Below are 11,911 nucleotides of genomic sequence, written 5' to 3' on the forward strand. Positions count from 1 at the left end.
TACTAGGCAAGTAAAGTCAATATGGGAACAAAATAAGCTTGGATGTGTTGGGTTTAAAGTCAGCTACACACAGGTTGACGGATATTGCCTGACTATAATTGAGCAAAGGGCATTTCTAAATTATATTGCCGAAACATCCTATTTGCCGAACAATAACGAGAGACGAATTAGTGGTGTACTGGACTGTTTACTTAAAGCCAATTCATTTTTGCGTATAGAAAAACTGGCTGACGATTTTTTTGTCAGTCGCGCAACTATAGATAGGCTCATGCCCCAAATTAAGAAGATAGCAGAGGAATATCGACTGAAACTTGAAAGTAAGCCACATCACGGAATTCGTCTTATAGGTGATGAGCTGGATAAGCGCTTGTGCTATGCGCATAAGGTGGCTACGGATACCTATCGACAAGAATCTATGACAAAGCAGGTGCAGGCAATACTTTTGGAAGTGATTCGTAAGTATGGTCTTGTGATAAATGATATAAACTTTTATAATCTTGTGCAGCATTGTGTAATTGCTATCCGCCGAATTGCTGAAGGTAACTCGTTGGAGGAAGGGGGGCTTGCAAATCTCCCATCATCAGAACCAGAACAGAAGGCTGCTCACGAAATAACACATAGTTTTGAAACAGAATTTGATATTCAATTTCCTCTAACTGAGGAACAGTATATTGTACTGCATTTACTGGGCAAACGGGTATTATTGCAATCGCAAACTGTTGACACAGAAACAAGAGATTGTGTTGAAGCAGTACTGCAACATATTAAGGTTGAAAAAGGGGTAGACTTATTGCAAGATAAGGAGCTCCGTACGGCGCTGGCACTACATATGCAGCCCTTGCTACTTCGCTTAAGGTTTGGCTTGCCACAGAGTAACCCCGTTATGCAAGAAATCAAGAGGGATATGCCTCGTGCATTTGAACTAGCTCTATGTGCGAGTAATGTGATTACTACACTTTATGGGTTGGAAATCAGCGAGGAAGAAACAGGTTATCTAACGATGCATTTCGCCTTAGCGCTAGAACAGCGCAAACAGAGTGAGATTATGCAAAAAATCGTTGTAGTCTGTGCTTCCGGACGTGGAACTGCTCGGTTGCTTCGGCACAGGCTAGTGGAAAGCTATCATTTCAAAAGCGAAAATCTGATTATGACTTCAATCTATGAACTCGACGACATAAATTATGACGGGGTCCTTTGCATACTGTCCACTGTGCCGCTAATGAAACAGTACCCGGCACCCACGGTAACGATTGATTTGGCAATGAGCCAGCAGAGTATGGAGCGAATAGATGAATTTCTTGTTTCTGGAAACATCCAAATAAATGCGAAAAAAAAATTAGCTTTACCACAGGTTTGTGTCTTGCTACCGAATCAAAGTTTATCAACTCCGAGAGAAATTATAGATGTTTTTTGTACTGCATTGAGTGAAAGAGTATCTTTACCTGATGATTTTACTGATCAAGTGGAGCGGCGGGAAACGTTAAGTACTACTGAGGTAGGGAATCAAGTTGCGTTACCGCACCCTTGTGAATATGATGGAGAAAAGAACCTACTGGCTGTGATGAGTTTGAAAAAGCCAGTTCGTTGGAAATATAATAACGTTCGATTGGTCATTTTACAGGCAATACCACCATATGAAAATAATGATGCAATTCAATTTCAGGAAGATGTGACTCGACTAGTATGTGACCAGAAGGCAGTCACCCGTTTGGTACGAAATCTAAACTTTGACACATTGCAATTTGAACTGTTTGGAGAGAGTAAGCAATGAATGTTTTGTTAGTATGTACATCCGGTATAACTACCAGTGTGCTGGCAAGTAAACTGCAGACATATGCAACAAAGATGGGCAAGAGTGACCTAATTTGGGCTTGTAAGATCCAGCTGTGCGAAGAAAGACTGCAGGAAGTAGATGTGATATTGATTGCACCACAGGCTCGATACTGTTCTGAATCTATAGAAACCAAAGCCAAAGAGATGGGGCTTGCCATTTGCTATCTAGAAGAAAAGGACTTCGCTTTTTCTCAAGTTGAAGTAATTTATAATATGATCGAAACAGGGTTTTATCACAAAACCCCAAAAATGTTAACAGTCTCAAGATCAGCTATTGCGTTGACGCCTAAATCTTTTATAGTATTGGTGGTTCATGCCGTGCAGCGTTGTATACCGATGTTTCTGTTGGGACTACCGTTCTTTTTGATAGCATTTTGGGCTGGGATAGATATCTTTATGCCTATTTGGCAAGCAAGTGGAGGAATGATTGGATTTTATCTCATGTTCGCTATTGGGTATGAATATGGTGAAATGAGTGACCTAGGGGGGGGAATCTGTGGTGTTATTTGTATGTGGTCATCAATGATTCTTTTCCCAATTGAGGTGCCAGAACAGCAGGTAGAAATACTTTATCAGGGCAATACAGACTATCTTTATGCCGAGATTTTCAGTTTTAAATACTGTTTGCTTTTATCCGTTTTGGCTGTACTAGTTGTATTTATTATGTACGCTATGGATTGTTTGATTCAGAAATATCCACTGCGGGGAATTCTGGCGATCCATCCTGTTGTGACACCGGTAATTCGCCTGGGCTTGGTGATGATAGTATTTGTAATTCTGCATGTATTGTTGAAAATGAAAGGATAATATTTTTGTTTATTCAAAGATTCAGGGTAAATGCTAATCACTCGATACCTAAACATCAAATAGCCTAAACCGCATAATAGGTTTAAGCTATTTGGTGCTTTTTACGTATAGCTTGGAACACGTTTCTTGTACAAGAGGCGTCCAAGGCAAAACTCATCTAAAGCTTCATCAGTCAGGCTCTTGATATTTGGAATCCGGTCAAATAAAAATTCTAAATACTTCACCGAATCAAGTTCATTTGCTTCGACCGTTCTGTACACGCTCAGAATAATTCCCGAAGTCCGCGCTCCTTCTAAACTACAAGAGTGCATATAATTTTTGCGTCCGATGACCAGCTCCTTTATTTGGCGTTCGGCTAATTATCCGTAATTGATATCCGCCAACCGAAATTCCACCTAATGACACGATTATTACCACCCAGTGACACAAATAGTACCAGTCACTGCCAAGCAAAGTACCACCTTCAACTTAATTAGCCAATACCTCCCATATAATGATGGTGCACAATCTTGTGCAAATTTTTATACAGGAGGTTTTTTATGATTCATTATCGTAGGATATTGGAGTTGGCCGATGAAGGATTGAGTGTTCGGTAAGCGCCCTATACTAAGGCGCCTTGAAGAGAGCCCATCAATCATCCGGCATACTTAAGGATAGGATTGATGGACTCTATTCGATAGTTAGTAATTCGCCAGACAGTGTGCCTGAACCTCTGGGTTCCAAGGCAAATAAGCTGCCAGTGCTGTTTTTGTTAGACTTGGAAGATTGGGTATTTTTTCAAATAAGTAAATCAAATATTTTCTCGGGTCTAACCCATTTTCCACGGCTGTACGAAGGATACTCAAAATGATACCTGAGGATTGGGCACCTTTCTCACTCTTGGAAAACAACCAGTTTCGCCTGCCAATCACCAATTCCTTCACTGCCCTCTCGGCACGATTATTGGACGTTTCCAATCGCCCATCCTCAAAAAAGGTACGCAGCTTCTCCTCATATTTCAATAAGTAGTCAACCGCTTCTCCAAACTTTGATTTTGGAAGAACACAGAGATCGGTCGCCCAAGAAAAGAATTCATCAACGATTGGCTTGATCCACCGAATACGCTCTTTTTGACGTTCTTCTGGTGGAAGTTGATGCAGTTTCTTATCTTCTTTAAAAAGAAGATCACAATAGAGCTCGCCTGTTAATGCAGCACTATATTTTTGGGGTTGCGAACCAAGGGCATCATGGAATTTCCGCCGAACATGCGCCCAACAGTAGACATTCTTCACATCTGGTATTTTCTCATAGGCTTCGTAGGCATCACTGTGTAAATAGCCAGTAAAGCGGTCTAAAAATTTCCGGGGTAGCTCATGTTTGCGAGATAATTCGCGTTGATAAAGGACGATCGGATAGCTCTCTGATTTTCCTGAAGTATAGACCCAGTAATAGGTCGTAGCTTTCGGAACATCTAAGACATTATACGTCGTCTCATCCCCATGAAGAACTTCTTGTGCCTGAAGCTCTTCTTTTAACAATTGATACATTGGCTCCAAGACATAGTCTGTCGCTAGGAGATGCCAATGCGTGATTTTTTGACGATCCAATGGAAAACCAAAGGTCTTCCATTCATTTTCTTGGCGATAAGCAGGAACTTTCTTGACGTACTTTTCAATCATCGTTTGGGCGACCATCGTTGGACTACCGAAACTATTATTGATTAATGGTTTTGGAACAGGCGCTTTTTTGATTAGCACACTGCCGGTATTCTGTTCGCAGGCACAACATTTATACGCATGTTGGTGAAGCAGGTTCTTTTCAATATGGGCAGGAATAAATAGAGGTTCTTCGCGGACGACCGTTGAACCAATTTCGGTTCACTGAGCTCCGCAAGCATCACAAAGACAATCCTCTTCCTCTAAATAATAATGAAGATGATTCGCTGGCAGATGGACAAGCGACAAGGCTTTTTGTCCCTTGGTCTTTTTTCGCTTGTGTGTTTTCACCTCAATGGTTTCCTGGCTTTCTTGACCAGTGGGCTCTGGTTCCTTAAAAGGGTCTGAATCAAACAAATTGGTTTGACCATCGACCAATGGCGTATTCTCTTTTTTTCGACCGTACATTTGGCGTTGTAACGCAAACAACTGCTCTTGAAGGTACTGAATTTGTTCTAAAGACATTTCCAATTGTTCGGATAATTCTTTATTTTTCTTTTCTAATTTTTTGTTATATAAAATCATTGATTTATCTTTGTTGCCCAACATTTCACACCTCCTTTTAAGGATATCTCATGTTATTATTATACCATTTCCCATACAAAAAAGTAGCAGAAAACGCGTAAAATCAACGTTTTCTACTACTTAATAAAAGGCGCCCTTGGCGCTTGTATGAATCGTTTTCTTCTCTTCGATCGAAAACCCGGTCAATAATCGTTTCAATTGTTTCGCGTCTAACCGTTTGATCTCAGAAGCGTGTTTCGGCCACTGAAGACGCCCGTTTTCAAACCGCTTATACAATAATAAAAATCCGTCTCCTTCCCAGTAAAGTGCTTTGAAGCGATCTGGTCTTGATCCACAAAAGAGGAAAAGTGCCTGATCAAAAACATCTAGTTGATAGGTTTCCATTACAAAGGCAGCTAATCCATCAATGCCTTTTCGTAAATCTGTTTTTCCACAGACCAGAAAGATATTAGGTACGTGAGTGAAGTCGAGAAGCATGGATGCTCAACTCCTTAAGGATCATTGCCAAGATGTATTTATCTGTTCCGTTGTAAATGAAAGCCTCAGCTTGACCTAACTTTACTCGAGCGGCGATCTTTGATTTGGCGGGAACGGCAGGGCGGCAAGTGGATTCCGATCCACTATTTGAATAGGAACAATCTCTTTTTTCTCCATCGGTGAGTACCTCCTGTAATTGATACAGTTAGTTTATCACCTCTTGTTGGAAGAAACGATACGCCTTACTATCTGACGCTTACAGTGTTCGTGCTATCGCAGACAGTCTGGGATAGCACGAAAGTCAGAGAGGTCATCGAACTAGCTAAAGATAAAGGATTAGTATGTCCTTTGTCAGAAGAGATGGATGACCAATGGTTGGAAGCATTTCTTTTCCCGCATAAAACAATCGAAGGTTCTGGTTATGGCATGATGGATTTTGATCAAATCCATCAAGAGTTGGTGAAACCGGGTGTGAACTTGGCGCTGCTTCATCAAGAATATGAGGTGTTCTGCCGAACACAAGGTCGGGTGCCGTATTCTTATCGTTCCTTTCTCCGCCATTACAAAAATTATGCGGATAAATACAAGGCAACGATGAGTATTCACCGGAAACCCGGAGAACTTTGTGAAGTCGATTGGGCGATATGTAAAGCTTTACATATCGCCCAATCAACCTGAACTTTTTCTCCAGCTTTGTGGTGAATGATGTGAGAGAAAGGTTGTTGTGAAAGATACTCATTAAAATATTTTTTGAACTGTGTCAATTGGTAATAAAATAGTTTTGACTGCCTACATTGATCCACGTATTCTTCCCAAAGCAATTGCAAAATGACGCCTGGCTTGGCCAACTCTTTGGCTAGTCGCTCGTTGTCTGGCATCGTAAAATACTCTTGGCGGTGATTCGCTGGTTTCGATGATTTGAAAAGCGCCTCCACTTTTTGTGGCTCCCAATTAACTAACTCTTGATAACTCAATTGGTGAGCAGTGACGAGTTTGATTACCTTACTTACAGTATTCCGGCTGGTACCTAACATTTGGCTGATCGAACGTTGGCTTATGGATGATTCATGGAGTCGAACAATTTCTAGATAATTTGGCATAGCTGCCACCTCCTGTATTATTGTACAAACTTACTTGCACATCTTAAGTTATACAGGAAATCACTGGCTCATTTCTTACCGATTTAAGTGGCTCAGTTATTGCCGATTTGTCTGGCTCAAACAACTCCGACGAAGTGGTTCTCTAACTTCGTCGTATGCAAGAAGGTACTTCTTCCCTTTTAAGGTAACTATTTTATTATAAACCAAACCAACGTAAAAAGTTAATCATAAATGATCTAATGCCAGAATTCGCTTTTTGTTAGCAGTTTTATCTTTTTTAAAGGGAAAACTCTGAGTAATTTTGATAAGGAACTTTGTTCTTTTTGATGATAAATTAAAAATGACAAAAGGCAAACACTCGGCGCGCAGGTGTCCCTTAATGTCTTGTATAAATTTATCAAGGAGGAAAATGATGATGAAAGTCTCCATTTTACAGAAAATCGTTGGATTTACAGAGAGTAAATATATGCGAATCATGACAAATGGTTTTATGAGTATCGCAGCCATCAGTATCGCTGGCTCGCTGTTCTCATTGGTTAAATCTATCCCTATCGGTCCATGGCAGACATTTCTCGAAGCTAGTGGTCTTGGTGAAATGCTCTCTATTCCCATTTCAATCACCTCAAGTTTAATGGGTGTTTATGTAGTACTGGCAATGGCATATACGCTTGGCAAAGAATTTAAGAAAGATGCTTTCGGATGTGCAATTATTTCTTTGGGTGCCTTTATGATGCTCACGCCATTCAATGCAACTACCTACACGATGAGTGAGGCTGGGGAACGTGTGGCTCAGTATACAGAAAATGTTTTGCCATTATCTTCTCTTGGTGCACAAGGCATTTTCCTAGCTATTATTGTTGGACTATTAGCTTCTCGGCTTTATGTTTTCTTTCTGGATCGTGGCTGGAAAATCAAAATGCCAGACACCGTACCACCTTCCGTTTCCAAAATGTTCGAAATGATGATTCCAGGTTGTTTGGTTTTTCTGATTTTTCTTGTTATACGCGGCCTCTTCGAAATGTCCAGCTTTGATACAGCACAAAACTTTATCTATACATTACTACAAACTCCGCTGATGTCTGTGGGTGGCGGACTAGTAGGTTGTATGGTTTACCTAACTGTGGGTAAAATACTTTGGTGTTTTGGAATTCACGGTGATATGGTAGCCTATGCATCTATGGCAACCATTCAGGGTGCTGCACTCTCAGCCAATTTGTCTGCTTTTGCTGTTGGAACAGCCTGCCCTTTTCCAGAATGGGCTTATTCTTCCGTACTAATGGATTGTAGTCTACTGGGGCTTTCCATTGTTATGCTTTTCACTGCTAAAGCGGAACAGTTCAAGATTTTGAGCAAAATCAGCTTACCAACCTCATTATTTAACATAACTGAACCGCTTATATTCGGAATTCCCATGATTATGAACCCTATTATGAGCATTCCTTTTATTCTACTCCAGCCGATTAATCTGATTTTGACTGTAGTAGTTGTTAAATTTGGTATCATTGTTGGTCCTACCGGGGCAACTACTAGCACTGTACTTCCAGCTTTTCTACAGTTTGGTTTTTTAAGCAGCCATTGGAGCGGTTTTGTTTGGGGCATTGTGCTATTAATACTTGACATCCTTGTATGGTATCCTTTCTTTAAAATAATTGATAAAAAAGCCTACGAAGATGAACAGTTAAAAGAATTATCTGCAGAAGTAGTTTAAACAAATTAGCGAGGAGTATGAGATTATGACAAAACAATTTTCAAGTAAATTTTTATGGGGAGGAGCTTTGTCGGCTAACCAGTGTGAAGGGGCGTGGCTAGAAGGCGGTAAAGGTCCCAGCACCGTTGATACAATGCTAACTGGTCGAGATCGCCTGACCAATGATTACCTCCCAATTGACACGGCAAAATACTACCCTAGTCATACCGCCATTGATTTTTATCACCATTACAAAGAGGATATTTCTCTTATGGCTGAGATGGGATTTCAGACGCTACGTGTTTCCATTGCATGGTCGCGCATTTTTCCCAAGGGAGATGAAGTAGAACCGAATGAAATGGGTTTGCAATTCTATGATGATCTATTTGATGAACTTCTCAAATACGGTATTCAGCCCGTGGTTGACATCACTCATTATGAAACACCGTTGTATTTGGCCGAGTGTTACGGTGGCTGGCGCAATCGCAAATTGATTGAGTTTTACGAGCGTTATTGCACTACTATCTTTTCGCGTTACAAAGACAAGGTCAAACTGTGGATGAACTTTACTGAAATCAACACTGTTGTTCTCTATCCAGATTTCGGAGGAGGTTTTACACTATCCCGTGATGATCCGAATTACTATCAGGTGGTATATCAAGCGGCACATCATATGTTTGTAGCAAGTGCCAGAGCTAATCAACTGTGTCATATGATTATCCCAGATTCACAAATAGGTATGATGATGGCCGGAATGCAGAGCTACCCTGAATCGTGTCGCCCAGATGACGTTTATGCCACTATCAAAGAAAAGCGTAAAACATTCTATTTCAGTGATGTAATGATGCGAGGACATTATCCGAGCTATACTGAAAGCATGCTTAAAGAACTAGGTGTAACATTAGAAGTTGAGGATGGAGATCTCGAACTGATGGCTGCCAACCCTTGTGACTATTTAGGCATCAGTTACTATATGAGCAATGTAATCTCTACAAATGAAATGAGTACGAAGGGCCAGGGAAACATGACTGAGGGAATTCTAAATCCTTACTTGGAAACTAGCGAATGGGGCTGGCAAATTGATCCAGTAGGATTGAAAAGTTATCTAATCGAGCTATACGATCGTTATGAGAAGCCTCTATTCCTTGTTGAGAATGGACTCGGTGCAAAGGATAACCTTATCCCGGATAGTAAAGATAGCTTTACTGTGAATGATACTTATCGAATCGATTATATTTGCAAGCATATTAATCAGATGTATGAGGCAATTGAGGACGGTGTTGACTTGATGGGCTACATGTCCTGGGGATGTCTTGATTTGGTCAGTGCATCAACAGGTCAGATGAGCAAAAGGTATGGTTTTGTTTATGTGGATGTGGATGATGATGGAAAAGGAACTTTTAATCGCTATAGAAAGCAGTCTTTCGACTGGTACAGACAAGTGATTTCCACTAATGGAGGAAGTATATTATGAAAAAAATCGTTTTACTATGTAATATGGGGATGTCAACAAGTTCTTTGATGAGCAAAATGCGAACATACGCAGCGCAAATCGGTTTTGAGTGTGAGATCAATGCTTATCCAGTTTCGGAAGCTGTGGAAAAAGGAAAAAATGTTGACTGTGTGCTGCTGGGTCCGCAGATTGCATATCAACTTAACCGAGTCAGAGAGGAATTACCCAAGGTGCCAGTTGAAGCGATTGATATGCGTGCTTATGGTATGATGGATGCTTCTAAAGTTATTGACCAGGCTAAAAAAATAATGAAAGTGGTATAAACCATGGATAATGAAGAAAAAAAAATTAGCGTGGATTTGTTAGAAAAAATTAGCTTTGAGATTATTTCTAACGTTGGTACGGCACGTAGCAAGTATATTAACGCTATGCAGTTTGCAAAGCAGGGGTGGATTGAGAAAGCTCATGCTTCAGTCAAAGAAGGTGAGGAGTATTTTGTAGAAGGTCATCATGCGCATGCCAATCTTTTGGCGATGCAAAGCGAAGGGAAAATGATACCATTCAGTATGTTGCTTATCCATTGTGAGGATCAGTTGATGAGTGCTGACTGTTTTAAAATTATGGCTGATGAGTTTATTGATCTACAAGAGAAACTGATTAAGGCTGGCGTTATTTAAACAGTTTACTTAGTATATATCCCTACTTCCATGTTAATGAACCCGAAGCCATTCAAATCAAATTGTTTCGGGTTCAATTAGTATTAGTAGGTTCCCAATTTTATAATGCACCTAGATGCTACGTGTTGAGGATGTATCAGAATTAGTCGAAGTCATAAATAATTAAGCACATTTTAAGAATACTAATAATGAGGTTTCCTTGGAATGAAAAAAGAGGTACAGCAAACTTGGAAAAGAGCATATAAATAGAAAGCTAAATTATATTAAGTCAAGTAAAACATAATAAGTTAGAATAACTATGGTAATCGCCATGCACAGACAATACCTAAATAGACATGGATTTAGCGGCCACGTACAATAATTGATGCAATTGAGAAGATTCTGTCTTATTCAAATTGGAAGTTAGTATGAACGGATATGGTTCTACATGGGCGAGTAAATGATTAAGTGAGTGACTATTATTAAAATTACGAATTTTATAGCATATACTCAGTATTTTAAAAGAAACCGAATCGATTTCAATCATTATATCAACTACTTCTCTATCAGTTTTCTCCCGAAACGTTGTGGGAGATTTATTGGCATCGATTGTTTGAAGCAATTCGAATTCTAATACTCGAGATTTTGGAACCAACGATAATTGAGCCAACGGTTGAGTTGAAAGGCATTTTTTTACTAAAATACTTTTTTTAAAATTTTGAAATGAGATTTGTCAACATTGATATATATGCAGATGATTTTGCTTCGCAAGCTTCGATTTTTAAAACACACTTTATTCAAGAATAGATTGCGTCTATAGATTGGACACCCTTTGCCCGAAGAGAAGATAAGAAAATAATGCGAAAATGTTTTGTGTCATCAGAATCGAGTTTAATGTCTTCTCCAGCTGACTTCTGCAAATTGGCTGGGGTCATTCGAAGTTTCGTAAATATTTCGCGATTATTATTAAAACTTGGGGTGACGAACAAAAAACGTAACTTCAGTATCAATTATAACATACGACATATGGAAAGTTCCTGAAAGAAAACATTTACCATTTGTTCTACTTACCCTTAACTCAGGTAAATATCTGAAAAATCAAGCGTATTAAAAAATCTTTCACCAACAGACTTATTAACAACTTGTCAAAGAGTTATAGCTAGATTTTACAAGACTATTTTTGAAAGGAATCTGGTGAACTTAATACTAACTCAATTATGGGTGAAATAGCAGCTAATTAAAACGGGATAGCTGAATAATTGAGTAATTTGAATGTACAGGGATAAAAATATAATGAAAAAATTTGTATATGAAATACAAGACGTTCTAGGTATTCACGCACGCCCCGCTGGAATGCTTGTGAAAGAAGCAACAAATTATGAATGCAACGTAATACTGAAATGTGGTGAAAAAGAAAAATCTGTAAAAACAATTATGGGAATAATGACAATGAATATTAAAACCGGTGACGAAGTTACTGTGATTTGTAAGGGTTCTGATGAGATAGTGGCATCGAAAGAACTGGAGCAATTCTTCAGGACAAATTTATAATAACACTTTTGTTTCGTTGAAAGATGTGATAGCCAGATTGCCAGAAAAGATGATCCGGGTATCATATAACAAAAATTATAAAAATAATTGATAAATCGAAGAATAAAGTAATTGTAATATACACATCT

At 39.4% G+C, this 11,911-nt stretch carries 12 protein-coding genes and 1 pseudogene; 8 read left to right on the forward strand and 5 right to left on the reverse strand.

Annotated features, from left to right (window positions below; translation table 11 throughout):
* Window positions 1-1,771, forward strand: a 1,771-nt coding sequence (locus A5868_RS06810; RefSeq protein ID WP_087654106.1) for a BglG family transcription antiterminator, incomplete at its 5' end; no start/stop codon positions are given.
* Window positions 1,768-2,640, forward strand: coding sequence for a PTS sugar transporter subunit IIB (locus A5868_RS06815; RefSeq protein ID WP_086304166.1), 873 nt, complete (start codon window positions 1,768-1,770; stop codon window positions 2,638-2,640). The genes A5868_RS06810 and A5868_RS06815, both read left to right, overlap by 4 nt.
* Before the next feature lie 87 nt (window positions 2,641-2,727).
* Here the strand turns inward: A5868_RS06815 and A5868_RS19520 are convergent.
* From A5868_RS19520 to tnpB, 4 genes and pseudogenes are all read right to left on the reverse strand, one after another.
* Window positions 2,728-2,996, reverse strand: a pseudogene (locus tag A5868_RS19520) (IS66 family transposase); the annotation flags it as partial.
* Window positions 2,997-3,320: 324 nt separating this feature from the next.
* Window positions 3,321-4,490, reverse strand: a complete 1,170-nt coding sequence (tnpC, locus tag A5868_RS06825) for an IS66 family transposase (protein ID WP_254908326.1) — start codon at window positions 4,488-4,490, stop codon at window positions 3,321-3,323.
* A 6-nt stretch (window positions 4,491-4,496) separates the two neighbouring features.
* Complete coding sequence (locus A5868_RS19320) at window positions 4,497-4,883, reverse strand: transposase (RefSeq protein ID WP_254908310.1); 387 nt, start codon at window positions 4,881-4,883, stop codon at window positions 4,497-4,499.
* A 96-nt stretch (window positions 4,884-4,979) separates the two neighbouring features.
* Window positions 4,980-5,336, reverse strand: a complete 357-nt coding sequence (tnpB, locus tag A5868_RS06830; protein ID WP_086304163.1) for an IS66 family insertion sequence element accessory protein TnpB — start codon at window positions 5,334-5,336, stop codon at window positions 4,980-4,982.
* Window positions 5,337-5,597: 261 nt separating this feature from the next.
* Here tnpB and A5868_RS18775 point away from each other — a divergent pair, with 261 nt between their 5' ends.
* Window positions 5,598-6,014: a transposase gene (locus A5868_RS18775; protein WP_139843599.1), complete on the forward strand. Its 417-nt coding sequence runs from the start codon at window positions 5,598-5,600 to the stop codon at window positions 6,012-6,014.
* On the opposite strand, the gene A5868_RS06835 is transcribed toward A5868_RS18775, so the two are convergent.
* Window positions 5,939-6,436, reverse strand: a complete 498-nt coding sequence (locus tag A5868_RS06835) for a hypothetical protein (RefSeq protein WP_086304161.1) — start codon at window positions 6,434-6,436, stop codon at window positions 5,939-5,941. The genes A5868_RS18775 and A5868_RS06835 overlap by 76 nt on opposite strands.
* 409 nt (window positions 6,437-6,845) lie before the next feature.
* Here A5868_RS06835 and A5868_RS06840 point away from each other — a divergent pair, with 409 nt between their 5' ends.
* The 5 genes from A5868_RS06840 (at window position 6,846) to A5868_RS06860 (ending at window position 11,783) form a co-directional block, all read left to right on the forward strand.
* Window positions 6,846-8,144: a PTS sugar transporter subunit IIC gene (locus A5868_RS06840; protein ID WP_176281310.1), complete on the forward strand. Its 1,299-nt coding sequence runs from the start codon at window positions 6,846-6,848 to the stop codon at window positions 8,142-8,144.
* A gap of 25 nt (window positions 8,145-8,169) precedes the next feature.
* Window positions 8,170-9,597, forward strand: coding sequence for a glycoside hydrolase family 1 protein (locus A5868_RS06845; RefSeq protein WP_086304157.1), 1,428 nt, complete (start codon window positions 8,170-8,172; stop codon window positions 9,595-9,597).
* Window positions 9,594-9,899, forward strand: a complete 306-nt coding sequence (locus A5868_RS06850) for a PTS sugar transporter subunit IIB (RefSeq protein ID WP_086304155.1) — start codon at window positions 9,594-9,596, stop codon at window positions 9,897-9,899. The genes A5868_RS06845 and A5868_RS06850 overlap by 4 nt, the downstream gene beginning before the upstream one ends.
* A gap of 3 nt (window positions 9,900-9,902) precedes the next feature.
* Complete coding sequence (locus tag A5868_RS06855; RefSeq protein WP_254908309.1) at window positions 9,903-10,253, forward strand: PTS lactose/cellobiose transporter subunit IIA; 351 nt, start codon at window positions 9,903-9,905, stop codon at window positions 10,251-10,253.
* A 1,272-nt stretch (window positions 10,254-11,525) separates the two neighbouring features.
* The gene (locus A5868_RS06860; RefSeq protein ID WP_086304463.1) at window positions 11,526-11,783 is read left to right on the forward strand and encodes an HPr family phosphocarrier protein; all 258 of its coding nucleotides are present in this window, start codon (window positions 11,526-11,528) and stop codon (window positions 11,781-11,783) included.
* Window positions 11,784-11,911 lie beyond the last annotated feature (128 nt).

It is taken from the genome of Enterococcus sp. 12F9_DIV0723 (genome assembly GCF_002174375.1).
Taxonomy (GTDB): Bacteria; Bacillota; Bacilli; order Lactobacillales; family Enterococcaceae; genus Enterococcus_A; species Enterococcus_A gilvus.

Bases quoted from the DNA above. Each gene is read 5' to 3' on its own strand.
- A5868_RS06815 (WP_086304166.1), top strand. From the start codon at position 1,768: ATGAATGTTTTGTTAGTATGTACATCCGGTATAACTACCAGTGTGCTG.
- A5868_RS19320 (WP_254908310.1), bottom strand. From the start codon at position 4,883: ATGTTGGGCAACAAAGATAAATCAATGATTTTATATAACAAAAAATTA.
- tnpB (WP_086304163.1), bottom strand. From the start codon at position 5,336: ATGCTTCTCGACTTCACTCACGTACCTAATATCTTTCTGGTCTGTGGA.
- A5868_RS06835 (WP_086304161.1), bottom strand. From the start codon at position 6,436: ATGCCAAATTATCTAGAAATTGTTCGACTCCATGAATCATCCATAAGC.
- A5868_RS06840 (WP_176281310.1), top strand. From the start codon at position 6,846: ATGATGATGAAAGTCTCCATTTTACAGAAAATCGTTGGATTTACAGAG.
- A5868_RS06845 (WP_086304157.1), top strand. From the start codon at position 8,170: ATGACAAAACAATTTTCAAGTAAATTTTTATGGGGAGGAGCTTTGTCG.
- A5868_RS06850 (WP_086304155.1), top strand. From the start codon at position 9,594: ATGAAAAAAATCGTTTTACTATGTAATATGGGGATGTCAACAAGTTCT.
- A5868_RS06855 (WP_254908309.1), top strand. From the start codon at position 9,903: ATGGATAATGAAGAAAAAAAAATTAGCGTGGATTTGTTAGAAAAAATT.
- A5868_RS06860 (WP_086304463.1), top strand. From the start codon at position 11,526: ATGAAAAAATTTGTATATGAAATACAAGACGTTCTAGGTATTCACGCA.